Origin of the sequence: Helicobacter zhangjianzhongii (genome assembly GCF_030249855.1) — a bacterium.
In the GTDB taxonomy this organism is placed as follows: domain Bacteria; phylum Campylobacterota; class Campylobacteria; order Campylobacterales; family Helicobacteraceae; genus Helicobacter_B; species Helicobacter_B zhangjianzhongii.
Window position 1 is genome coordinate 151,857 of the sequence record NZ_JANURN010000003.1, and the last position, 24,613, is coordinate 176,469.

18 protein-coding genes, 1 tRNA gene and 1 pseudogene are annotated in these 24,613 nt (G+C 47.8%); 10 read left to right on the forward strand and 10 right to left on the reverse strand.

The window, feature by feature from the left end:
- Positions 1 to 15: 15 nt before the first annotated feature.
- Genes pth through NYG90_RS04135 form a run of 3 tightly spaced genes read left to right on the forward strand, consistent with a single transcriptional unit; the run spans position 16 to position 4,648 of the window.
- On the forward strand, positions 16 to 1,827 hold the full coding sequence (gene pth, locus NYG90_RS04125; RefSeq protein ID WP_285257025.1) for an aminoacyl-tRNA hydrolase: 1,812 nt from the start codon (positions 16 to 18) through the stop codon (positions 1,825 to 1,827).
- Positions 1,817 to 2,884 (forward strand): LptF/LptG family permease, encoded by a 1,068-nt coding sequence (locus NYG90_RS04130; RefSeq protein WP_285264731.1) that lies wholly within the window; start codon positions 1,817 to 1,819, stop codon positions 2,882 to 2,884. Before pth ends, NYG90_RS04130 begins: the two co-directional genes overlap by 11 nt.
- 9 nt (positions 2,885 to 2,893) lie before the next feature.
- Positions 2,894 to 4,648 carry a glycosyl transferase family 90 gene (locus tag NYG90_RS04135; RefSeq protein ID WP_285264732.1) on the forward strand — a complete coding sequence of 585 codons (1,755 nt, stop codon included), beginning with the start codon at positions 2,894 to 2,896 and terminating at the stop codon, positions 4,646 to 4,648.
- On the opposite strand, the gene NYG90_RS04140 is transcribed toward NYG90_RS04135, so the two are convergent.
- The 3 genes and pseudogenes from NYG90_RS04140 to NYG90_RS04150 all read right to left on the reverse strand — a co-directional run.
- The gene (locus NYG90_RS04140; RefSeq protein ID WP_285257029.1) at positions 4,637 to 5,218 is read right to left on the reverse strand and encodes a YigZ family protein; all 582 of its coding nucleotides are present in this window, start codon (positions 5,216 to 5,218) and stop codon (positions 4,637 to 4,639) included. The two genes, NYG90_RS04135 and NYG90_RS04140, sit on opposite strands and share 12 nt — an antisense overlap.
- On the reverse strand, positions 5,206 to 5,478 hold the full coding sequence (locus NYG90_RS04145) for a hypothetical protein (RefSeq protein ID WP_285257030.1): 273 nt from the start codon (positions 5,476 to 5,478) through the stop codon (positions 5,206 to 5,208). The genes NYG90_RS04140 and NYG90_RS04145 overlap by 13 nt, the downstream gene beginning before the upstream one ends.
- 1,013 nt (positions 5,479 to 6,491) lie before the next feature.
- A pseudogene (locus NYG90_RS04150) lies at positions 6,492 to 7,901 on the reverse strand (menaquinone biosynthesis decarboxylase); the annotation flags it as partial.
- 231 nt (positions 7,902 to 8,132) lie between these two features.
- On the opposite strand from NYG90_RS04150, the gene NYG90_RS04155 reads away from it, so the two are divergent.
- The gene (locus tag NYG90_RS04155) at positions 8,133 to 9,338 is read left to right on the forward strand and encodes a hypothetical protein (RefSeq protein ID WP_285264733.1); all 1,206 of its coding nucleotides are present in this window, start codon (positions 8,133 to 8,135) and stop codon (positions 9,336 to 9,338) included.
- Between the two features lie 10 nt (positions 9,339 to 9,348).
- Here NYG90_RS04155 and NYG90_RS04160 read toward each other — a convergent pair whose 3' ends face one another.
- Entirely contained in the window at positions 9,349 to 9,579 is a 231-nt protein-coding gene (locus tag NYG90_RS04160) for a hypothetical protein (RefSeq protein ID WP_285264734.1), read from the reverse strand.
- Between the two features lie 29 nt (positions 9,580 to 9,608).
- On the opposite strand from NYG90_RS04160, the gene NYG90_RS04165 reads away from it, so the two are divergent.
- From NYG90_RS04165 to NYG90_RS04175, 3 genes are all read left to right on the forward strand, one after another.
- Positions 9,609 to 11,384, forward strand: coding sequence for a ribosome biogenesis GTPase Der (locus NYG90_RS04165; RefSeq protein WP_285264735.1), 1,776 nt, complete (start codon positions 9,609 to 9,611; stop codon positions 11,382 to 11,384).
- Between the two features lie 65 nt (positions 11,385 to 11,449).
- Positions 11,450 to 11,731, forward strand: a complete 282-nt coding sequence (locus tag NYG90_RS04170) for a hypothetical protein (protein WP_285264736.1) — start codon at positions 11,450 to 11,452, stop codon at positions 11,729 to 11,731.
- A gap of 50 nt (positions 11,732 to 11,781) precedes the next feature.
- A complete protein-coding gene (locus NYG90_RS04175; protein ID WP_285264737.1) occupies positions 11,782 to 17,796 on the forward strand; it encodes a S6 family peptidase in 6,015 nt (2,004 codons plus the stop codon).
- Here NYG90_RS04175 and NYG90_RS04180 read toward each other — a convergent pair.
- The 4 genes from NYG90_RS04180 to coaBC all read right to left on the reverse strand — a co-directional run bounded on the left by NYG90_RS04180 (position 17,744) and on the right by coaBC (position 20,492).
- On the reverse strand, positions 17,744 to 17,965 hold the full coding sequence (locus NYG90_RS04180) for a hypothetical protein (RefSeq protein WP_285264738.1): 222 nt from the start codon (positions 17,963 to 17,965) through the stop codon (positions 17,744 to 17,746). The two genes, NYG90_RS04175 and NYG90_RS04180, sit on opposite strands and share 53 nt — an antisense overlap.
- 153 nt (positions 17,966 to 18,118) lie before the next feature.
- On the reverse strand, positions 18,119 to 18,334 hold the full coding sequence (locus tag NYG90_RS04185) for a hypothetical protein (protein WP_285257036.1): 216 nt from the start codon (positions 18,332 to 18,334) through the stop codon (positions 18,119 to 18,121).
- Positions 18,335 to 18,343: 9 nt separating this feature from the next.
- Positions 18,344 to 19,138 carry a hypothetical protein gene (locus NYG90_RS04190; protein WP_285264739.1) on the reverse strand — a complete coding sequence of 265 codons (795 nt, stop codon included), beginning with the start codon at positions 19,136 to 19,138 and terminating at the stop codon, positions 18,344 to 18,346.
- A 7-nt stretch (positions 19,139 to 19,145) separates the two neighbouring features.
- Positions 19,146 to 20,492: a bifunctional phosphopantothenoylcysteine decarboxylase/phosphopantothenate--cysteine ligase CoaBC gene (gene coaBC, locus NYG90_RS04195; RefSeq protein ID WP_285257038.1), complete on the reverse strand. Its 1,347-nt coding sequence runs from the start codon at positions 20,490 to 20,492 to the stop codon at positions 19,146 to 19,148.
- A gap of 52 nt (positions 20,493 to 20,544) precedes the next feature.
- Between coaBC and NYG90_RS04200 the strand changes: the two genes are divergently transcribed.
- Genes NYG90_RS04200 through NYG90_RS04210 form a run of 3 tightly spaced genes read left to right on the forward strand, consistent with a single transcriptional unit; the run spans position 20,545 to position 23,255 of the window.
- Complete coding sequence (locus NYG90_RS04200; RefSeq protein WP_285264740.1) at positions 20,545 to 21,228, forward strand: DUF1104 domain-containing protein; 684 nt, start codon at positions 20,545 to 20,547, stop codon at positions 21,226 to 21,228.
- A gap of 4 nt (positions 21,229 to 21,232) precedes the next feature.
- Positions 21,233 to 21,937, forward strand: a complete 705-nt coding sequence (locus NYG90_RS04205; protein ID WP_285264741.1) for a response regulator transcription factor — start codon at positions 21,233 to 21,235, stop codon at positions 21,935 to 21,937.
- Position 21,938: 1 nt separating this feature from the next.
- On the forward strand, positions 21,939 to 23,255 hold the full coding sequence (locus tag NYG90_RS04210; RefSeq protein WP_285257041.1) for a sensor histidine kinase: 1,317 nt from the start codon (positions 21,939 to 21,941) through the stop codon (positions 23,253 to 23,255).
- Here NYG90_RS04210 and NYG90_RS04215 read toward each other — a convergent pair.
- Entirely contained in the window at positions 23,241 to 24,479 is a 1,239-nt protein-coding gene (locus tag NYG90_RS04215; protein WP_285257042.1) for a glycosyltransferase family 9 protein, read from the reverse strand. The two genes, NYG90_RS04210 and NYG90_RS04215, sit on opposite strands and share 15 nt — an antisense overlap.
- Positions 24,480 to 24,528: 49 nt before the next feature.
- Positions 24,529 to 24,605: transfer RNA gene (locus NYG90_RS04220), tRNA-Arg, on the reverse strand.
- Positions 24,606 to 24,613: the final 8 nt, after the last annotated feature.

Here is a 24,613-nt window from a genome sequence, read left to right on the forward strand (position 1 = left end):
CCCACAAGGTAGGCTATGCCTGCACACACAAAGCACCTAATCTCCACAATACAAAGCCTGCCCATCTCTAGAGGCAGCGCGCGATCTTTGCTTGCAGAGTATCTCCCACAAATACAAAAGCAGGGTCCTTTACTCATCGCTGGGCTTGGGAATCCGGGCGAGAAATACGCCCAAAACCGCCATAATATCGGCTTCATCATCATCGATCGCTTGTGCGAGTGCTTGGGGCTTGAAATGCGCGATACAAGTAGGTTTCACGCGCATATCGCCACGCTTGCCCCACATATCCATATCGCAAAGCCCCAGACCTTTATGAATCATTCAGGCAGCTCCATCGCTGCTATCACAAGCTTTTACAAAATCAATCAGCTTTGTATCGCCCACGATGAGCTAGACCTCCCCCTTAGCACGATCCGCTACAAGCTTGGCGGCAGTAGCGGCGGACACAATGGGCTAAAGTCCATTGATAGCGCACTGCATCGGCAGGATTATGTGCGCTTGCGCTTTGGGATCAAAGAAGCCCCCGCACAAGACCAAGCACAAATCCCCAAACACAAGCAGGTGATAGACTTTGTGCTAGGGGATTTCACGCTACCGCACACCACGCTAATGGAGCTTGTTGATAAAAGCGTGAGGGGCTTGCTATTTTTCATCATCACAAGGGATTTTGCCGCCACACAAAGCCACTTTAGCCATTCTACAAAGAGTCAATCCGCAGCAAGCAAGCACCCTAGCCCCAGATCTCAAGCACACGCCATAGCCACGCGAGCGACTAAATCAGCCTTATTCTTCCCTCTAGATTCTAGCCCAAATGTGAAAAATGTAGAATCCACTTTTGAAAATGTCTCAACTCTCAACGAGCAAGCAAAGGATTCTAGGGAAAATGCCGCAAGTGAAAAAACGCCGCAGGCGGCAAAACAAACGCTAGAGATAAGCCCCAGCGATTCTAAGATTTCGAGGCTAGAATCGGGGCTTTTACTAAAGAAACCTGCTTGCGTGCCCCCGCCTTGCACCGCTTCGCTTGTTTTCAAGCCGCGCAAGGAGATAAGACTTGGGCGTCTATCGCGTGAGCTAGGCGATGAAATCCACGATTCTAGCCCGAAAGCTGAATCGCCACAGCAAAAAGTGGATTCTAGTAATGAAGCCTTTTTATCGTCATCGCGAGACTTGCGACAGCAAGGCGTGGCGATCCATAGAAATAACACCCACACCCTAGAATCCACTTTTGATAAAAACGCACAAAAAATACAGAAATTACAAAAAGTGGATTCTAGTGTGAAGTTGGATTCTAGCCCTAACGCCTCTTTTCTGTCATTGCGAGCCGATGAAATCGGCGTGGCAATCCATAAATCCGCGCAAGCGGATTCTAAGAGTGATGATTCTGCTAGCGCAGAATTTGTGGATTGCCACGCGGTGCAAGCACCGCTCGCAATGACAGAAAATAATGCCGCTAGTGAAAACGAGGATTCTAGGAATGAAGCAAAAAATCTAAACAACTCGGCACAGGATTCTAGGGAAAACGCCCAAAATATAGAAACACCGCAAAACGAAAAAACTGAAAGCGTGTTTGATAAAAATCTCGTAGGCATTGATGAAAACGCAGGATTACAAAAAGTGGATTCTAGTGATGAAGTTCAAAATTTAACCAACTCGGCACAGGATTCTAGGATTTTGGAGCTAGAATCGGGGTTTTTCAAGCCGCGCAAGGAGATAAGACTCGAGTGTCTATCGACACAGCGCGGCGATGAAATCCACGATTCTAGCCCAAAAGCCGAATCCACCCAAGAAAACCCAACACCCACGCAAAGTCCTAACTATGCCCACTAGACTCTTTCTCTTCATCGCCTCCTCCTACCTGCGCTATTTTGTGGTGATTTTCCTAGCATTGGGGCTGTTTTTTGTGAGTATTGATAGCTTGCAGTATATCGATCACTTTGCCGATTCTGCCAATCTTTTGATCCTCTTTTTTGTCTATGACTTTTTATACGCGATGAATTTCACCCTGCCCATCTCCTTGCTACTTGCTATGGCGATTTGCTATTTGTTTTTGATCAAGACCAATCAATACACCGCCCTGCTCGCCCTAGGCTACTCAAAGCGCACGCTTTTGCGCCCGGTGCTACTGCTAAGTGTGCTTATCTCGTGTATCCATATTGGGCTAAATGCCACGCCCTTTGCCTATGCGCAAGAAAAGGTGGAGAAGTTTTTCGCCAAGGATTCTAGCGCGCCTACGACAGATCTCTTTGTCAAATACAACAACGACTATGTCTATTTTGGCTCGATCAATCTTATCCGCCAAGCGAGCAATATCCGCATCTTTGGGCTAGATCCTAGCCAGAATCTCACGCGCTTCACGCAAGCCAGAAACGCCGTGTTTGAAGATGAGCATTGGATCCTTTATAATGCCATTACCCAAGATGTGCCAGAGCTTTGGGAGCTAGGAGGCAAGGGCTTAGAGATAAAGACCTTTTCCAAGCTCCCCATACTCAAAAACTTCAACCCAAAGGTGCTAGACTCTTTCTCTCAAGCAAAGCCATCGATTTCTATCGTTGATGCCCTGCAATCTTTGCAGCTTTTAAAGGAGCAGAAAATCGGCAGCGAGAAGATCCGCGCGGTGCTTTACGCGCTTATCATTGTGCCGCTGTTTGTGCCATTTGTGGCGATCATCATCACCTACTATATCCCAAGCCTTGCACGCTATGGGAATCTCTACTTGCTGGGATTTGCCTTTATCGTGTTTGCTTTGCTTGTGTGGGGGAGCTTTTTTTCACTTAGTCAGTTTTCTATCACAGGTGTAGTCTTGCCAGAAGTGGGCGTGCTAGTGCCATTTGCCCTGCTTGTGTGCGTGGCGTGTGGCTACTATGCAATGCTAAACAAAAAATAAGGAGTCAAAATGGGCGCAAAAATCCTCTACAATCTAAAAGGCATATACAGAATGCTCCTGCCACGAGCGATCCCCCAAGCGTTGCTACGCTCCAAGATTCAAGCAATCTTTACCCTAGATCGCGCCACGCTAGAGACTATCGCCCTGCGTGTAGCTCACTACCATAAGCTAAACTCCCACTTTAGCCCGCAGCCCTTTGCCCTGCCTAGCCACAAGCCTGTGCGCGATACGATCGTGCCGCCGCACTTTGGGGCTTTGCGCGATAATAAACTCACCAAAGAGCACTCTAGCGTGTATTTTTATGACTCTTATGAATGGACGCGCTACTTCCCAGATCATTTTGTGTGGAATTATGAATTTAGCGATGTGAATTATTATCTTAGCTCGCCGGCGATTACTAAGACGAGACCGATACATTCAGTTAGGGGGGGGGCGGGACAAGGGCGCGTTGGCTTTTTGGCTAAAAATGGCGATTGCTTCGGCGAGTCTGCGCTCATTACCACTCAAGGTAAATCCCAAGTCTGCCCTTGCAAAGCCCCATTTTTAGCGCAAAAATCCTGCCGCGAGGATACTTACGGAGAATCAATCCTAGAATCCCAAAGTGGCTTTACAAAACAAACTGAAAACAAAACCACCGCCCTAGAATCCACTTTTGAAAAAACCGAAAAAATGGATTCTAGCCCTAACGCCTCTTTTCTGTCATTGCGAGCCGATGAAATCGGCGTGGCGATCCATAAATCCGCGAACGAGGATTCTAGGAGTGATGATTCTGCTAGCGCAAAAAATATGGATTGCCACGCGGTGCAAGCACCGCTCGCAATGACAGAAAACAACGCCGCAAATGTAAAAGTGGATTCTACAAACACGCAAGAAATATCAAAAGTGGATTCTAGGGAAAACGCTCAAAATATAGAAACACCGCAAAACGAAAAAACTGAAAGCGTGTTTGATAACCACGCTGCAGGCGGAAGGATTTTTCTAAAGAAACATCGGCTAACGCCGAGCGGTATCCCTTGTTTTGATGAAAAAGCGGGGTTGTGCAGTGGCGAGCAAGGAGATAAGACTTGGGTGTCTATCGACGAAGCGAGCCACAAACTCCCCGCTTTTTCGCAAAAAGCCAACGCCCAAACCAGCCAAAACCCAACGCCCACGCAAGAAAACAGCATCCTCCTCCAGCTCGAAAAAAACCGCCACTTCAGCTTTATCCACGACCCTATCCCCTATGACAAAAAGCGCGACCTACTCTTTTTCCGTGGGGCGTGTCCGCAGGAGCATAGAAGCCGCTTTTTGCACCAATATTTCTCCCACCCACTCTGCGACATTGGGCATACAGGCGCAGTGAGCGAGCACCCAGAATTCACCACGCCCAAAGTCCCTAAAACAGAGCATTTACACTATAAATTTCTCCTAAGCCTAGAGGGCAATGATGTAGCTAGCAACTTAAAGTGGATCCTAGGGAGCAATAGTCTTTGCATAATGCCAAAGCCGCGCTATGAAAGCTGGTTTATGGAAGAAAAGCTAGAGGCAAATGTGCATTACGCTCTGCTTGATGATGACTATGGCAATCTTGATGCCTTGCTGGAGTTTTTCATCGCCCACCCAAAAGACGCAAAGGAGATTATCCACAATGCCAACACCTACTGCCAAGCTTTCCAAAATCCGCGCATAGAAGAAGCCTGCAATCTGCTTGTGCTGCGCAAATACTTCTACCTAAGCGACCAAGGCGATTTGAGCCCAGATGAGCGCGCCCTGCTAGGACTCTAGCTCTTGCAGCGCGGCTAGATCGCCTTGTATATGGAGTGTTACGGCATTTTGCCCAAACTCCTCCCCCACCACTCTAAGCCCTAGCTTTTTCACGCGATAGTGCATAGCCCTAAGCTCGCCATATCCCACACACACCGCCCTCTCCCCGCGCTCTATGTATGGCACGATCTCGCCTAGCTCCTTGGCAGACTCTAGGGCAAGCTTGGCAGCTTTGGTATAGGCACGCACAAGCCCGCCCACACCCAGCTTCACCCCGCCAAAATATCGCACCACCACCACCGCGCTATCAATCATCTCCCACCCGCGCAAGACATTGAGCACCGGCACGCCAGAGCTGCCCTTAGGCTCGCCATCATCGCTACTGCGCTCGATAATCTGCCCCCCTTGATACGCACGCAAAGCATAGACAAAATGCACTGCCTTTGGGTGCAAGCCTTTAAGCTCGCTTAAAGTGGATTCTAGCGCACTCTCACGCACAACAAAGCCCAAAAACCTAGAGCCTTTGCACTCGTGCTGGGCTTGTGGCACACGCGCATTGAAACCAGAATCGCAAAAAGTCATAGAAGCCATTTTATACCTGCTTGTAGGAGATTGCGCTTTGGGCGTTGCGCTTTTCTAAAGAAACTTCGCTTCGCTTGTTTTGCGCGCTTTTGCGGGAGTCTGCGGCGGGGGCTTGGCTCTCCGCTTAGGTAAATCCCTTCGCCCACACCTCGCCACGCGCAACCCACAAAACGAAGTTTCTTTAGAAAATCATCGCAAAACGAAGTTTCTTTAGAAAATCCTGCCGCCTGCGAGTTGGTTAAATTTTGGACTTCATCGCTAGAATCCACTTTTACACATCTTTGGTCTTTGGAGAGCCGCAGATATGGTAGCGGTGCAGCAGCTCATCATCAATCCTAAAGCCCTTTGCCCTAAGGGCTTCAATCACCGCCCTTGAGCAGTCTGTCTCCTTAGGCCAAGCCCTTGGGTGCGCGGGACTCTCTGGCTTATCTCTTGCATCGATGAATACTTGCTCCCCTTGGATCAGCACATCGCGCTTGGCATCGATATTATTGACAATACGCCACACAAGCATATAGGGGTTGTCTAAGTCATTTTTCCACGCATCAACTAAGATCGCGATCCTCATCACATCGCTTAAGTCGCTGCACGCACGCGCGAAGTTTTGTAGTGTGATCGCACCTTCTGCCTTGTGTCTCATAGAATTTAGTCCAATGATAGCGATAGGCACGCACGCTTCCACGCCATATTGGCGCACTAGGGAGATTGTTTCATCACCCATAGAAACTGCGTTTTCACTTGCGGCATTTTTTGCTGTCATTGCGAGCGGTGCTTGCACCGCGTGGCAAAGCGTAGCTTCTTTAGAAAACAAGGGATACCGCTCGGCGTTAGCCGATGTTTCTTTAGAATCCATAAGTTCTGCGGTAGCAGAATAATCATTACTAGAATCCACTTTGTGCGTTTTTGTGGTGGGATTATCAAAAGTGGATTCTAGGGTGTTGGTAGAGTTTGTGGATTGCCACGCCGATAAATCGGCTCGCAATGACGAGGGGGGCGATTTTTCACACCCAGCCCCTTTTTCTTCTTCAAGGATTCTAGGAGTTGCGGTGGGGATCGTGTAGCTTTGCTCAAAAGTGGATTCTAGGGCAGTTTGCTCGCGGCAGGAGGTTTCACACTCGACTTGGTTTTCTTCTTCTAGGATTCTAGGAATTGCGGTGGGGCTGTGGGAGCTTTGGCGTTTTTGTGGAAGGTTAGCGAACTTGGCGTTCGTGCCTTCCGCAAAAACGCCAACACTGCCGCATTGCCTACCCAAGACCGAATCCCCCCCAGAAAAAGCAAGATTAAGCCTACCTAGCAGCTCACAATCACTCACCCTCTCCACCCCCTCCACCAGCTCCGCCTGCGCCACATCAAGCCCCAGCTTGCCGCCATAGGCGTATTGTGGGCTTGCGTGATCGAGCGCATCGCACACGCCCTCACTTAGCACGATCCCTTTCACACTAAAGCGATCTAGCACATATTTAAGCACCTTTTCATACTCCCCAAGCTCCGGGGCATCTTCGCCCACAAATATCGCGTGCTTCACAAAGCTCATCTGCCCCACCCCCCAAAATGCGTGCATAAGCTGCCGCGCGTGTCCGGGGTATTGTGGAGAAAGCTTTGCTAGGATAAGGTTATGAAACACGCCATTTTCTGGCATATTGTAGTCTAGCAGTCCGTGCGCGCTTGTCTGCAGCAGTGGTAAGAACACCCGCTCTGTCAAATACCCCATATACTTATCCTCTAGCGGTGGCTTGCCCACAATGGTCGCGGGGTAAATGGGGCTAGATCTATGCGTGATAGCCGTGATCTCTAGCACAGGATAGCTCTCAATAGGCGTGTAAAAGCCCGTATGATCGCCAAATGGTCCCTCATCTTTTAGCCGCGAAGTATCCACAAAGCCCTCAATGATTATATCCACGCTAGATGGCACGCTTAAAGGGTTTGTGAGACAGCGCACCACTTCTACGCGCTTATCTTTGATCACCCCATAGAGCATAAGCTCATACGCGCCGTGTGGCAGGGGGGCTTGCGCACACCAAGTATAGAGCGGATCACCGCCAAGCGCGATTGTTACAGGCATTTTCTTATCCGCCTTTTTATACTCGTGGAAAAAGTGCGTAGAGTCTTTATGTATCTGCCAGTGCAGTCCTAGCTCATTGCGTGAATGCACCTGCAAGCGATAAAGCCCTAAGTTTTTCTTGCTCCCATCAAGACTCTGCGTATAGACCTGCCCCATTGTGATAAACGGCGCGCTATCCCCCTCCCAAGTGGTCAAAATCGGCAGCTTGAAGAGGTCGACCTCCTCGCCTAGGTAGCGCACTTCTTGCGCGCTTGATTTGCTCACATATTTTGGGATAGCAAAGCGCAGCACACTATATCGCTTAAACGCAGCTAGCAGTCCCTTTAGCCCCTTTGGTGGGGCGAGATTTAGGAGGTCTTTGATCCTTGTGGCGATTGCTTCTGGCGTTTTAGTGGCGATAAGCTCCACACGCCTAAAAGAGCCAAAGACATTCATAAGCACCGGCATCGCACAAGCCTCCTCCCCGCGCATAGGTTTGGTAAAAAGCAGTGCCTTGCCGCCATCTGCCCTCTTTGCCTCGATGTAGGCAAGCTGCGGGATCTCTAGGTAAATATCTAGCGGTGTATCGATGATCTCTAGCTCATTATGCTTGGCTAAAAGTGCGATTGTCGCTTCCGTTGTCGCTTCCATAATAGTGCCTTGATAGAGAGATAGCGCATTGTAGCATATCGTAGCTTTTAGGCTAGATCTCCCCTATCTACGCCGCTTCTACGCCACATCTCTAGCACCTGCCAAGATCGCAGAAATCTAAACAAATTGTAATCTTTGACAAGATTTTTACAAATTTTGTGTGGATTTTTGCAAAAAATATATTACACTACCCACCAGCAAGTGATTGCTAAATAATCTAAAGGAGTTTTTATGAAAGGTTTTAACAAACTGCTTCTCGTGAGTGCTGTGCTAAGTGCCGCTCTCTCTCAAGTGTCTGCCTACAAGGTGATCGATGAAGATGACAAAGTCGTCGATGTGTATGGATCTGTGCGCGGCTATGTGGGGTATGGAGCTGCTGCCGCTGGGGTAGATACGCTTAATAATGGCTCTACAACTTCATCTATCGGGTATGGTCCTTATGGCGGGGCATTCTACGGCTTGCAGACAAACTCTCGCCTAGGTGTCAAAGCCAAAGTAGGAAACTTCCAAGCGCAAACTGAGCTAGGACTTAGCGAGACTGATGGCTTCCGCCAAATGTGGGGATCTTATACATTTGGCTCGGCTGGGACCCTACTCTTTGGTAAGGCAGACTCACCATCAGTAGCTAAATCTTCTTTCTCCTCTGATGTGTCAAACACTGACCAAGGGCATCAAGGCTTCAGTGGTCCAAACACCGCAAACCGCCGATTCCAAGTTACTTACTCTATCGCGGGGCTTTCTATCGGGCTTGTAAGCGACCAACCCACAGTGATCGATGCGCAAGTCCAAAGAGGCGAGACTATCCCACGCATCGCTGCTAACTACAACTACCAAAACGAAGATAAAACCCTAGACTTCCAAGTCGGTGGTGCTTATAAATACTTCAATAAAGGTAGCCTTGGCTTGGGTGATGATGGACTAGCAAAAGGTCGCTTCCTAAATGGCAGCGGCTCGGCGTTCCACATCTTTGCCGCGCTTAAGTCTCAAGCTATGGATAAAAGGCTCTTCTTCTCCGGTATGCTCCACTATGGTGTGAATGGCGATCTCTACAATGAGCAAGCAACAAAGTTCAACGATGGCGGCTACAAGCATAGTGATTTGATCACAAGCAATATGTCAGTAGCTAGCAATGTCCATAGAGCAGGTATCTATGCAGAGAGCGGCTATCAATTCTCTGATATGCTAAGTGGTGTGCTAGGTCTAGGCTATCAATACACTTCAGTTATCAGCAGCATAAGCAACCAAAAGACCGCAGCTGCTCAAACATATATGGTAATGGCACAGCTCCCTATCAAATTTGACAAGGGCTTTAGGCTGACACCACAGATCGGCTACTATGGCGGTGTGCTAGGGCAAGACAGCGATAATTCTAACGCTTCTACAATCGAAGTCAAGCACGGCTTGATCGCATTTGTCCAAGCTCGATACGACTTCTAAGATCTAAGATCTAGGCTCCCCCTAGATCACCTAGCGCAAGCGCGCTAGGGGCTTTGTCTCTTGCTACTTTTCCTTGCTGCTTTATCTTGCCTTTTATCTTGCCTTTTATCTTGCCTTTTTGGCTTGCGTTTTTGGCTTGCGTTTTATCTTGTGTTTTTTGCGCGATTGTCTTATAGTATTTATAGCTAGCGTGGATTCTAAGCATAGTAGAATCTAATGGGCTTTTTGCTATGATTTGCACCAAATGACCAAAGCACCCAAAGGCACACTATGAAAACTATCGCTATCATCGGCAGACCAAATGTCGGCAAATCCTCTCTCTTTAACCGCTTGGCAAAGAGCCGCATAGCCATAACCTCCCATATCGCAGGCACCACGCGCGATACCAACGCCACGCACATCACCTTGCACAACGACCAAAGCGTGCGCATAGTCGATACCGGCGGCATTGAAGATAGAAGCGATGAGCTATTCTCCAATGTGGCGGACAAGGCAAAGCAAGCGGCAAAGGCGGCAGACCTCATCATCTACCTAGTCGATGGCAAGCAGCTCCCCACGCAAGAAGATAGAAAGCTCTTTTTCACCCTGCACAAAGCCACCCCTACCCTGCTTGTGGTCAATAAAATCGATAATGACTCACAAAAGGAGCTAGGCTACAACTTCGCGGAGTTTGGCACAAGGGAGATGTATTTCATCTCTGTGTCGCATAATCGCGGCATAAGCATTTTGCTCCGCGCGATAGAGGCGGCACTTTTCCCAGCGGTGAAGGAGGTGGAGCAGGATATGGAAGAGGAGCTGCTAGAAGCCCTAGAATCCAACTTTTCTAAGGGGGATTTTGCTTGTGAGCTAGAATCCCAAACATACAACGCAAATGCCCAAATCCTAGAATCCCAAAGCGGCTTTACAAAACAAGCCCAACCCCTAGAATCCACTTTTGACAAAAACGCAAACGCGGATTCTAGTGATGAAGCTTTTTCATCGTCATTGCGAGCTTTGGCGCAAGACAAAGCGTGGCAATCCACAAAATCCACGCAAGTGGATTCTAGCAATGCTGCTGATTCTACTGCCGCAAAAACTATGGATTGCCACGCGGATTTTCAATCCGCTCGCAATGACAGCATAAACGCGGATTCTAGCAACGCCCTGTCATCGCGAGCCGACTCTCCTGTCCCTCATCTGTCATCTCAAGGCGATGAAATCCGCGATTCTAGCCCAAAAGCCGAATCCCCCCAAGACCCAATCCAAGTGGGCATCATCGGTCGCGTCAATGTCGGCAAATCCTCCCTCCTAAACGCCCTTGTAGGCTATGATCGTAGCGTAGTGAGCGCGCAAGCTGGCACGACAATCGACCCTGTCGATGAGCAAATCACCTTTGAGTCTCACACCTTGCGCTTTGTCGATACTGCTGGGATCCGCCGCAAAGGCAAGATAGAGTCCCTAGAGAAATTCGCCCTAGATCGCACGACCAAGATCCTAGAGCAAGCTGATATAGCGATTTTGGTGCTGGATTCTAGCGCGCCGCTTGTCGAGCTTGATGAGAAGATCTTCTCCCTTGTGCAGAAGCACGCCCTAGGCGTCATAGTCGTGTGGAACAAATGGGATATAGCGCACGCGGATTTTAGCAGTATCCGCGCGGAGTTTTTGCGGCGATTTCGCTTCTTAGAATACGCGCCGTTTTTGACCCTAAGCGCACTTACAGGGCGACACATCAAAGATCTCAAGCACAAAATCCTAGAAGTCTATAATAACTACACCTCTAGGATCCCCACCGCTAGACTTAATGCCACGATAGAAAAAGCCCTGCGCACCCACCCTATCCCAAGCGATCGCGGCAAGCTTGTCAAGATCTACTACGCCACGCAATACGCCACCAAGCCCCCGCAAATCGCGCTTATCAGCAATCGCCCCAAATCCCTGCACTTTAGCTATAAGCGGTATTTGATCAATTGCCTTAGGAAAGAGTTTGGCTTAAGCGGCACGCCGATCCTGCTAGCCCCCCGCCCCAAATCACAAAGCAACCCAGAGTCCATAGAGCCTAGAGCCTAGCCACTATCAAGGATCAGCTTGCGTGGATTTATGGATCGCCACGACTTCCTTGCGGAAGTCTCGCGATGACAAAGGTGGAGTCGGCTTGCTGGTGTAGATTTTGCGCGTTCCTAGAATCCACTTTTTCACGCATATCCACACAAATCCTAGAATCCACTTTTGAGACTTTTGCGGCGTTTTTCTGTCATCGCGAGCCTTGCGCTACGCTGCCCCCTCTGTCATCGCGAGCGAGTGCAACGAGCGTGGCGATCCATAAAAACACTGCTCAATCACAAATCCTAAAATCCACTTTTTTGCTCTATGTGATTATGATCTATTGTAAAGCGTTTTTTTTTTTTTTTGTATAATCGCGCAATTTTTCCACTTATAATATAATTAAAACTCTAAGGAGCTATCGATGAAAGGCTTGCGTATTTCCATAGCACTATCCGCCCTGCTTTTAGCCCAAGCCGATGCGCAGATTATCTACGCTGATACCTTTTTCTACCGCGATTTTTTGGACCTAGGGCAGAATAAGGGGGCGTTTGCCGCTGGGGCGCAAGGCGTGGTGATAGAGTCTAGCAAGCAGCCCGGCGTCTCTATGCGCTTTGAAGCCCCTATCATCGATCAATCCGCCAGAAGTAATAATGGCAACTCCACTTCCCTTGGGCGCAACTTCGTCATCACCGCTACCCATGTGGTAGGGAGTAGCGGTAGCAGCAGCGACTCGCTTGCTAATGCGTCAAATGTAGAGATAAGACGCTGGGGGCAGACTTCTTACACTATCGACACAAATAATAAATCTCAAAATAAGGGCTTTGATGTGTCTTTTGCGCGGTTTAATAAATATATCGTAGAGGGCGAGACAGAGATTTTTGACGCGGGGTTAGAATCAGATCAAGGTATCACCGCTAGTAGTCCTAACCCGGCAAAAGAAGCAGAGAATTTAAAAAAGCTAAAAGATTATTTACAGAAGAATGCGACAGATTCTAATGGCAATCTTATCGTGTTTCAAGCAGGGTCGGGGAGACTGAGCCTTTTTAACGCTCCGGGCGGTGGCTTTAAAGAAGCAGGGATTGCTGCGATTACCGGGACGCGTGGCGGGAGCTTGAGCGGTGCGATTGATTTTGAGAAAATCACTTATCAAAATTCAAAGGCGAATGAAAATGTCGATGCTAGGGGACTCCAAATAGTAGAGCGCACCGATCTTACTTGGGTCAATGCTATAAGCCCGGGAGATAGCGGAAGTGGATTCTATATCTATGATAAGACGAAGCAGAAATGGCTACTACTTGGCGTAACTGCCCAAGCGGATTTTGTAGGGGGTGGGACTTCTGCTATTGCCGTGGCGACTAAAAAGGATTTTGAGAAGTTTAAAGAGAGTAATGAGCAAAATATTGATTTAGGGGGATTGCATACTTGGACTTTTGATGGGAATGGATTCCAAAATGGAAGCTGGATAGGCAAGCAGCAAAACAAAGACATCGTGTTTAGCAGTGGTGGGAGCATGCAAGTTACAGGAAACATACGCTTGCTTGATAGCGGGCAAACCGGTGGCTTTGTCTTTAAAGCCGGAAGCAACGCAACTGCTAGCAATCCCACAACCTACAAAATCACAAGCAAAAATGGTCAGCTCTATGGCTTTGACGGGGCGGGGCTTGATATCGAGGAAAATGTCAAAGTAGAGTGGGGACTAGGCTTTATCAAGGGTAATGGCACTGGCGATAAAAGGGGTGTCAATGACGCCCTGCATAAAGTCGGTAAAGGCACACTGGTCATAACCACAAAGTATGATACGCCGCCAGATGATGGCAAATACGGCTACCTGCGCGTGGGCGATGGGAAAGTGGTCTTTGATACCGAGTCTCAAGCCTTTAATGGCGTGTATCTCACAAGTGGGCGCGGGACTTTGGAGCTGGTAAATGGCAAGGCGCAAGCCTTTGGCGCGGTGAAAGATCCTTCACAGCTAGATTCTACGCTCCCAAATCACTTCATACTAAACCAAGAGCATAGAGACAAGCTAGGAATCTACTTTGGCAATGGTGGTGGGAACTTAGACCTAAAGGGCAATAGCCTAACGCTCAATGCCATCTCTAGCAATGACGCGCGCGCAAATATTATCAACACTGATGAGAAACACACAAGCACGATGACTATCGAGGGCTTGGGCTACGATAAGGATAAAAAGACAAAGACAAACGAGAAAGCAGATACTATTATCCACGCGAGCTTTGGGCAAAGCACAGATTCTAAAAAAGATAACTCAAGCACAAATGGGAATCTCAATCTTGTCTATAAAGGCGATGAGAAAGCTGCCACTGATGAAAACAAAGCCGCGCTCGTCTTTGACGGCAATGTCAATGCCAAGGGCTTGCAGGTAGATAGCGGCAAAGTCGTGCTGCAAGGACACCCCACAACGCATGCGTATATACGAAATCAAGATATAATGACAAACTTGGGAAAAAAGAATTTTTTAGATCTTGTCATAAAAGCCGAGGGCAGCAAACTGCCTGACTGGATGGACCTAAGTCGCCCTAGCACACTAGAGCAGCCCGACTGGGACCACAGAGTGTTTAAGATTGGCAAGATTGATTTACAAAGCTCAAGGCTTGATGTGGGGCGTGAAGCGACTTTGGAGGGTAATATTACAGCGGATTCTAGCTCGGCGATTAACTTTGGCGGGGATATAGACCATTACATCGATAAAAAGGACGGCGAAAACACCACGGGCAATGGCTTTGAATACCAGCAAGAAGTAGAAAAAAAGAAGCTAAAAGAAGCAACACAGAAGCTCGCCAATCAAACTATCCACTTCAAAGGCAGTATTGATGCCACAGGCACGACAATAAACTCACACATTTATGACTTCAACGCCAAGCTTGATTTGAAAAATAGCGCGAAGCTTAATGCAGATTTTCTAACCCTTGATAGAGAGACGCACGCAAGCGGCGCGATTCTTACAATGAATACTAACAGCAGTGCAAATGTGAAAAATCTTATTTTCAAAGGGCTTAATGGCAGTGCGAATGACATCGTAAATATCACAGGCGGCTCGAGGCTTAAGGTTACAGAATCTCTAGGCTTTGAGAAATCGACTTTTGATTTGAAAAATCTTAGCTCTATTGGTGGAAGCAGCTTCACAAAGCCCACAAACTACGATATTTTTGTCAAAGATAGCTCCCAGATCACAGGAGATAGCACAGACATCACCGGCAATGTCGGCGTGATGAATGAATCTAGCCTTACGCTAAAATCTATCACGCTAAAAGATATTAGCTCGACAACAGGGGCAGACTCTACACAAGCGCAATCCACCCCAGAATCTAGCAAGCATAAAAACTCTATTCTCGTAGATGGCAAAAACTCTAGCCTAAGTGTGAGCGGCAAGATCAGCTCTACAGCCCAAGATGACACGCTGATTGTCGTTAGTGGCTTTAGAGAGACCACTGCCCAAGGCACACGCGATAGAGTAGAGGGGCAAAGGCAAGAAGTGGTGCATTCCGCGACTTTAAGCACGAGTGGGGGCATAGAGCTACAAGGCACAACGCAGCGCGGACTAGAGACAAGATGCGATGGCGATAAAGTCGGCGTGGGCTGCTTTGCTGATAAATCTATGCAGGGCAAGGTTAGCAATATCGTGCTAAGCACCGGAGGCAAGCTAGATTCTAACCTTAAGGCGACAAATTTACAGCTCAATGTCGATGTGGATAAGGACTCTAGCTTTTTGGGCAGTGGCAAAACTTTAGAATCTAATGCTTCAAGCGTGGCATTAAACTTCGAGCTAGGCGGAGCAAGGCAGCAGGAGTTTGACATCACCGCCAAGCAGAAAAGCCACATCACGCTAAGCGCTTACGCTAAAGAGTCTTTGGCAAAGGATTCTAAGCCTTTGAAGCAAGCCCTAGAAGCCTCGCAGTATCAGGGCAAAATCACCGCAGATGACTCGCAAATAGATTCTACCCTAAGCAATATCACCGCAAGCGTGGATCTAAAAAACGGCGCGAAGCTCACAACCAGCGGAATCCTAACGCTTAAAGACACTTTCAATAGCATTAAGCTAGATGGCAAAGATACTGCCCTTAATGTCGGCACGATTATCGCGGAAGATTTGAAAAATCTCACGCTAAGCGTGGGAAGTGAATCAAAGTTTAATGTTACAAACTTTGTGTTTAAAAAGGGAAATGTCAGCAGTAATCAATTCTATGGGCAAAATGTCTGGCTACAAGAGGGAGCAAAAGTAACGCTTGCAAATGGAGGCACGCTTAATCACAATCTCTACATCGATGGCAAATCCACCTTTAGCACCACGCCAAATGAAGCGATACTAAGCGGGGGCAAAAAGCTCTCAATCGGCGGAGAATCTAGCTTTAGCATAGCAAGTGGCAATGGGACTTTGGGCGTGAATGAAAGCGGAGATACCATAATCCAAACAGAGATAGGCTCAAAGCTAGAGATTAAAAAGCTCCTAGCCAAAGGCGGAAGCAAGGTAATCATCGCGCTAGATTTGGACAAAGTGGAAAAGGACTCCAGCGCGCAAAAGCCCGCAAGCCAGCAGAAAAACTTCAGCATTGAAGCCCAAAATGGCAGCAATGTCTATGTCAATAGCTGGGATATGAACCGCGCTGGGTTTGATAATGGTAAGACAAGCCTAACTACTGATGAGAATTCTAGAATCCACTTTGGGACACTAAAGCACGATATGGCACAGACAAACTACATCGCCCAGCCCATCAAGGCAAATCTCTCTATCTCCCAGCACCTAAGCCTAGAGAATGTCGGCAGACCCACAGCGAGTGCTGGGAATAAAGCCGCGCCAAGTGGCACAGCTACAAATATGATGACTAGGGAAATCACAAGCGAGAGTGCCCCCACGCCCACCAATCAAGTAGAATCTAACTCCGATCCGCTAAAGCTCGCTGCACAAGCTGGCACGAGTGATGATAGATTCCACGCGCTAAAGCTAGAGGGCAACACTATGCAGGGCGGCGAAGTGCAAAACACAGGCAAAAATCTCACTCTAGAGAATGGCACGCGCATTGATGTCAAGCTTGATCAAAGTATCAAAGCAGAGTCTAGCGGCAAGCCCGGCGACTTCCAGCTCAATAAATACTACACGCTTATTTCAGCTGGAAGCATTACGGATAATCGCACGGATAAGCGGATCTACTTTAGCTTTGCCGGGGGCAATACGCCACTTTACTGGGTAACGCTTGTGGAAAATGGCGAAGTCAAAGTGAAATTTACCAAAGAAGATCCTAGTAGCTACAATGAGCTAAAGGGCTATATTGCAGATGATAAATTGCTAGAGATCCTAATCCAGCACAACCCCAAAGATGACTTTATCCAAATGGCAGGCACGGCAAATCAGCATAAAGAGCTAGATGGGTATCTAGCGCGTATCGATAATGACTTAGGCGAGATAGCACGCCACAGCGAGCTAGGCTTAAGCGATCAAATCCTGCTCGCCAATGACCAGAGCATAAATGCTAGAATCGCCCAAGTGCAATACGCCCAAAGCCGCTTCAATGCTACACCTCTAGCTGGGCTTGCGCGCCTTGCTAGCAATGATAGCAAAGACATCGCCCTAGCTCTAAAATCCGCCCAAGAATCCGCCAAAGCCGCCCAAGAAGCGAGAAAGAAAAACGGCGCGTGGCTAAGCGTGGCTGGAGGTGGCTTTGCCAAGGGTGGGGAGAGCAAGGCAGCTATGGGATTTTATGGCACAAATGTGGGCTATGATAGGACATTTAGCTTTGGTGATGATAGCTTGATTATCGGGGCTATGGCTGGGTTTGGCGGCTCAAACTACTATGCCAAATCCCTAAATGACATCGCCAAGGTTGTGAATCTAGGACTTTATGGGCTCTACCAAAAAGGCGGCAATGAGATCCAAAGCAACTTGTCTATAAGTATGATTATGGGCGAGCGCAGTCTAAGCGGCGTGCTAGGGAGCGAAAATCTCAAAGCCAACTCTCTAGGAGTGCTCTCACACACCTACTACAAATACCGCTTCGTGCTCAAAAAGGGCGAGAGATTTGACTCTATACTAAAGCCTGTGGGGCTACTAAGCTTTGGGCATAATGGCATTGGCGCATACACAGGGACAAACTACAAGCAGCAAGCACTAAACGCCTTTAATCTAGGGCTAGGAGCTGGGGTAGAATACGCCATACTTGGCAGGAAGCAGTCCTATACACTCTCTTTCCTTGCTAGGCAGAATGTCTATAGCTCCGCAGATCAAATCTTTGTAAGCCTTAGCAATGCGCAAAACTCTATCGGCTATGAGATAAATCCTATCAATCTCACTTTCCAGCTAGGCTTTATGGGCTCTGCACAGCTGGGGCGTGGATTTACCCTGCAATATGGGCTAGCTGGCGTAGCAGACATCAAAGGCGGCTATGGCGGCAAGGCAGATGTGAAGCTGGAGTATAAATTCTAGCTTGACTCTGTGCTTGCGTGGATTTTATAGGTGGATATGCGTGAAAAGTGGATTCTAGTAAGCTATGGATTGCCACGCCACTGCTTCGCAGCGGCTCGCAAGTGAGAGAAAAAAGCTTGCAGACTAGAATCCACTTTTTTGTGTTTTGCTCATTAGGGGTATTGTCCAAAAGTGGATTCTAGGTGTTTTGTATGGATCGCCACGCTCGTTTCACTCGCTAGCAAATGACAGAAAATGGGCTTCATCACTAGAATCCACTTTTTGCTAGCGGCGTTTTTCTCTCACTTGCGAGCCAAGACAGCGGCGCGGCAACCCACTCTCCCTATCTCCCCATCTCGTCATCGCGAGACTTCCGCAAGGAAGTCGTGGCGATCCATAAATCCGCGAAAGCGGATTCTAGGGCGTGTGGTAAAAAAGTGGATTCTAGTAAGCTATGGATCACCACGCCGCTACTTCGCAGCGGCTCGCAAGTGAGAGAAAAAAGCTTGCGGACTAGAATCCACTTTTTTGTGTTTTGCTCGTTAGGGGTATTGTCCAAAAATGGATTCTAGGTGTGCATATCCACAAGCGACAAAGAAAGGGGGAATAACTCCTTAGGCGACTTATCGCTAGCTACTTGCATACTATCAAGCCCAAGCTCATCGCTATGCTCTTCTAAAAGCTCTTTTACGCGCGTATTCATCACAGCAAAATACGCACAAACTCTCTGGCTCTTAGCAGTGCCTTGCTGGCTAGATTCTGCTGGGCTAGATTCTTGCCAGATATAGCCGCTAATTGGTCCTAAATGCGGGAAAATCGCATAAAATTCAAGGCGGTTGCGCTTGGGTCTTGGAGCAAGCTGGACTAGATGATCTGCGCCATCTTGACTAACAACAAGCGATATGACACCTTGCGTAAGAGACAGGGCTAGGGTGGCTAGCTCTTTGAAGTCATCTTTATGCGCACTAGCAAGCTGGGTGAGTAGAAAATCTTTTAACTCCTGTGTGAATGCCTGTGGGTTGCTGGAGAGCAGGCGCAAGTCATTTGCTTGGAGCTTTAGGGGGGCGTTTTTTAGCAGTGTGTCAATCTGGGGCTTTTGCACGAGATTGCTTATCACAATCTGCCCTGCGTGATTGCGCTGCATATTTGCATAGTAGCTTCTGCCTATTTCAAGCTTTGTGTGCGCAGTAGTCTGCAAGGTGGTATTGCCAAGCTTTAGGAGATAGGAGTTGCCTTGAGATTTGGCTAGGACTTTTAGCAGCACAGGGAGATTGGCATTAAAATGCTTAATGCCTTTGGATTCTAGCTTAGAATCCACCTTGCTGCCTGCTAGCTTATCGATTTGGCTAAGTTTATGGAGCATAGCACACCTATTTGGCTACTAGGCTCTCTTGGACAAAGCGAGCGATCTCATAGCTTAAAGCAAGCTTGCTGCTATGGGGCAGATGTGTCATAGCACTAGAGTCTAGATTCTGGCGATTTAGCAAGATAAAGCGATTATGCGCTGCGCCAAAAGGGTTGGATTCTAGGGTGTTTAAGCACACTATCTCACAATCCTTGCCTCCACGCGCAATGGGCAAAAGCATAGCCCTAGCATTAGCAAGCCCTGCTTCAAGCGAGTCTTCTGCCTTAAAGCCCACTTTGACAAAGTCGCTAGAATCTAAGCTTGCTAGTATGTCTTGGGTGGATTCTAGGGTGATGTGCAGCTGCGTGGTTTGGGACTTTTTGATCTTGCTTGTAGCACTCTGCTTAGGCGCGAAATCCGCCAAAGCCGCCGCCATAAAGAGTATCACACGAGAATCTGTGTCTTTATGCTTGTCTCTAGCTTGCTGTGCTATATCTAGGAGAGCAAGCTTGTAGTCGCTATTTGTGCGCACCTCTAGCGTGCTAATCTCGCTAGGCAGCGGCGTGGGGAAATTAGAGCTAATGAGACTAACACGCGCCCCAAGACTATAAAGCGCGATAGCAAGCGCACTTGCTTGCAAGCCGCTAGAGTGGTTGGTGATCGCACGCACAGGATCAAGCATAGCACTTGAGCCTCCACCGGTGATACACACCTCCCTATCCTGCCAGAATCCATCTTGCTTGCTTGCTTTAAGCATAGCAAAGATGATTTGACTCATATCCGCTAGCGCGCCATCTCCTGTTGTCCCGCACGCTAGCCGCGCACACTTTGGCGCAACGATCTGCACACCTTGTGCGGCTAGAGCGGTGAGATTAGCAGCAGTGGGCGTGGCGCGAAGCATTTGGGTATTCATAGCAGGGGCACAGATGATTGGCGCATTTGTGGCAAGCAAGGTTTGGATAAGCAGTGTATCTGCTATGCCGTGTGCTAGCTTGGCTATGCTGCTAGCAGTAGCGGGGGCTAGGATACATAGCTCTGCCCACTGCGCATAGGCGATGTGATTGCAAGCTAGAGTAGGCTCATCGCTAGAATCCACCTTTTGCCTAGGCTCTGTGTGCATACTCCAATCCTCACTACCTTGGTGCAAGACCTTGGTATGTGTGATTGCCTCAAAGCTTAGAGGCGTGATAAATTTCAGCGCGCTCTCGCTCATCACCACCGCCACTTTCACCCCAAGCTTAGTAAGCAAGCTCGCTAGATCTAGAGCCTTATAGGCTGCGATAGAGCCACTTACACAAAGCAAAATACGCCTTGGCATAGCAACTTGCTCTAGCAGTGAAATAAGCGCATTAGATTCTGTGCTATAAGCCATATCCACACGATCCTTATAAAGAGAAGTTATCCTGCGATTGTAGCCGATTTGCGTGGGATTTGCTAGCAGATATACTAGAATCCACTTTTTACACTTTAGCCATTGGGACTCTAAGATTGTGGTGCTAGATTGGGGCTTTCAAGGCATTTATCTAGTCGATGATGAGCAAGCCCGCGCCGCAAAATCCGTAGCCCACAAGCCCGCCCTAGAATCTCACATTGGCTTTATCTTTCTTGTCTATACTTGCAGCGTTTATGGATTTTTCTATAAACTACACCACTTTAAAGGATTAGAAATGAACACATTGCGATCAGTTATCGTAGCGACAAGTGTTGTGGCGTGTGGATTTAGCATAAGCTTTGGCGCGGATTTTAGCAAGCTTAGCGATGAAGCGTTGGTGAAGAAAGTCGCAAGCCTAAGCGCGCAAGATGAGCCAGAGTTTGTAATGGAAGTGCATAAGCGACTAAAGGCAAAAGATGAGCCACAGGCGAAAGCATTTAGAGACGCTATCCACCAAGCACGCAAAGCCGCGCACGATAAGCTATCTAAAGAGCAGCGACAAAGCCGCGCAGTAGAAGTGTGCAAAGCTATGCAGAAAAAGACAGATTCTATGAGTGGCAAGGAGATTAGAGAAGCGGGGCTGAAAATCCACGCCGACTGCGAGAGGCTAAAAGAGTCCAAACGCAAAGAGTCAAAATGCCACAATCATAAAGATAAGCCCAAAAAGGACAAATAGCACAATGGCAGCAAAACTCCTGCTTGTAGAAGATGATGTGCTGCTCTCTAGTATGCTTACTTCTATCTTACAGGAGAAGGGCTTTAGCGTGTGCTTGTGCGAAGATGTGCAAAGTGCTATGGAGGTGGGATATGAAGAGCATTTTGACCTCTATATCTTTGATGTGAAACTCCCAAGCGGTGATGTGCAAAAAGTGGATTCTAGCCTAGAATCTAATGGCTTTACTCTCCTGCGCTATCTACGCGAAGCTGGCAAAACTAGCCCTGCGATTATGCTCACTTCTCTCGCCCAAGCTAGCGATGTCAAAGAGGGCTTTGAGTCTGGCTGTGATGATTATATCCGCAAGCCTTTTGATGTAGAAGAGCTGCTGCTGCGTATCAACTCCTTGCTAAAGCGACCATTTTACCACCAAGACTCTCCCACAATCACGCTGCATAACGGCGTGCGCTTTGACTGCATACAAAAGACGCTCTACTCCCCACAAGGCGAGCTAATCGCGCTGACAAACAAAGAGCGCGAGCTTTTAGCCCTGCTTGTGCAAAAAAGAGGGCAGTTTGTCTCTCAAGATGAGATATTTGAGCGCGTATGGAGCTATGATGAGACCCCTACAAGTATGGCTCTGCGCGTGTATGTGAAAAATCTGCGCAAGATTTTGGGGAAAGAGAGCATTATCACGCAGCGATTTTGCGGCTACTGCTACAAGGCATAAAATGCGCTCCACAATGTCTAAAAGCGCGAAGTTTCATAAAAGCATTGTATATATCCTAGCTCTTTACCTTGGCACAAGTATCGTGCTACTTGGCGTGATATGCTCTGTGATGTATCACAAAGGCTTGCAAAATCTCAAAGCCAGCCAAGTAGCACAAATGCGCGATGACTTTATGAAAATCGCCACGATCCTCTATGAGCATAACAATGTGCAAAAAGCTAAAAATGAGCTACAAAGCGCGATAGATACGCCATTTGCCCTAGTGGATTCTAGTGGAGTGATCCTACTTAGCACCATAGATGATGATCTCTCCACAATCACGCAACGCATTGCAAAAGAGCCGATTGCGCGCGTGGGGGAGAAGCTCTTTGTCGATCATAGATTTTTGCGACATATCCCGCCACCTAGTCAAAAACTCCCAAAAAAGATCTTCCACTATGTCGATAGCCTGCATATCCGCGTGATTTTGCAAGGCTACAATATCGATGATACCCTGCCCTTGCCATTTTTCTCACACCCTCCCACACAGCTAGACCTAGCATTTATTGATATACCCAAAGAAGTGCGCAAGCTAAAGGTAGAGATCTTGCTCTATTTTGCCATTGCTATCGTGCTTATGGGGATAATCGCCTACTATCTTACGCGCCTAGCCCTCACACCCATACGAGAAAAAATCCAAGCCCTAGAACGCTTCATCAAAGACTCCACGCACGAGATCAACACCCCTCTTAGTGTGATTCTAATGAGCGTGCAGACCTTTGATACTAGCAATCTTAGTGAAAGCAATCTCACCAAACTCCAGCATATCAAGCTCTCTGCCCAAAATCTCAACCACCTCTACCAGAATCTTATTTTCCTAAACTTCTATCAAGGCAAGGGCGTGCTACAACAAATCGATATGCAAGGGCTTGTAGAGCGAAGGCTAGAGTATTTCAGCGCACTTTTTGCGCAAAAATCCCTTACAATCATCAAAGATCTAGCCCCAGCCTTTTTATACGCAAACTATGATGAAATTGTCATTTTGCTTGATAATCTCCTAAGTAATGCGATGAAATACAACACAAAGGGCGGCAGCATTAGTATAAAGCTCTGTAAGCTAGAATCCACTTTTACACTCATCATCACTGATAGCGGCTACGGGCTAGAATCTAGCCAGATAGAGCAGATTTTCACGCGCTACACGCGCTACCACGAGAGTCAAGGTGGCTTTGGCATAGGGCTATGCCTTGTGAAAGAAATCGCCACGCGCTATGGGATAACTATTAGCGTGGAGAGTGAAGTGGGCAAGGGCACGCGATTTTGCTTATCGTGGCAGTAGGGATTGAAGCATTGCAAAAGTGGATTCTATGATGGCAGATTCTTGGGATTTAGTGATATGGGCTAAAGGCTCTTTTATAATGCAATAGCGTTTGTCTTGGCTGCCCCAACGCTTCGTATCCTTGAGAGAGACTAGGGCGATACTTGGGGTGAAAAGATTTTCTGCTAAATGCAATGCCCCTGTGCTAGGCGTGATGATACAGCTCATCGACTCCAAAAATGCTGCGAGATTGTGGAGATCGCCTTGATTGTGGTAGATGATACAGCGATCTTGCAGGGTGCAAGAGTGCGTGGAGCTGTAGTCTTGCAGGGCTTTTTCTAGCAGTGCGTGTGTCTTGCCATAGGTGCAAATACAAGGGATACAATTAGGCAAAGCAGCGATTTTGTCAATAAGTGTGAGATAGCTCTCAAGGTGGAGCGTGTGTGAAGCCATTATGCTAAAGGGATTTACACAGACCAAGAAAAGCGGCGTTTGCGAGCTGCTTAGACTTAGGGCGCAAGGATCTAGCACAGGATCACAAGGATCTAGCTTGATGGCTTTGCGATGGGCTTTAGTGAAAGCGATTTTTGCTTGTAGATTGGCATTGTGATTAAAATCATCGCGAGAAAAACGCTTTAAGCTTTGTGCAAGAAAGGCTATCACGGAGTCTTTATCACTTGCTTTTACCCTAGAATCCACAAAATCGATAGAATCAATCTTTGAATCAAATCGCACCTTGTCAATCTTACGCGCTAGCAACAAAAACATTTCCCTGTGTGTAATGCTAGAATCTAGGAGCATTACAGGCGAAAATCTTGGGCGCAAAATATTTGCAAGCTTTGCCCTTGTGATAATGGTGCGTGCATTTGTAGAGGCAAAAAATCGCAGCTGCCACGCCTTGCAACTAAGCGAGAGCAAATACCTAGGCTGGTAGGCATTGATCCTTTCTCTATTGATAGCAGTAGTCAAGCTGCCTTCAAGCAGACAAAACTCATCGACAAAATCAAGCCCTTTAAGCAGCTCTTGCAAAACATCGCGTGCAAACACCACCAAAGATGCGCGATAGATCCTCTTCATCGCTAAAAGCGCATCAAGGATAATCACATTATCCCCCAATCCATTCACACTATCGGCGTGGATAACAACAATGGTGTCTCCTTGAGTAGCTGGCTGGCACGGAAGATTATGGTTATTAGATGAAGTGGTGGTAGGCTGGCTTGCAGTGGGCTTTGATACATTTGACATAGAGAATCTTTAGAGTGAATTAGCTAGAATCAAACCGCCAAAATCAAGCTGGCGCACCCAAGAGGATTCGAACCTCTGACCTACGGCTTAGAAGGCCGTTGCTCTATCCAGCTGAGCTATGGGCGCAGGCTAGG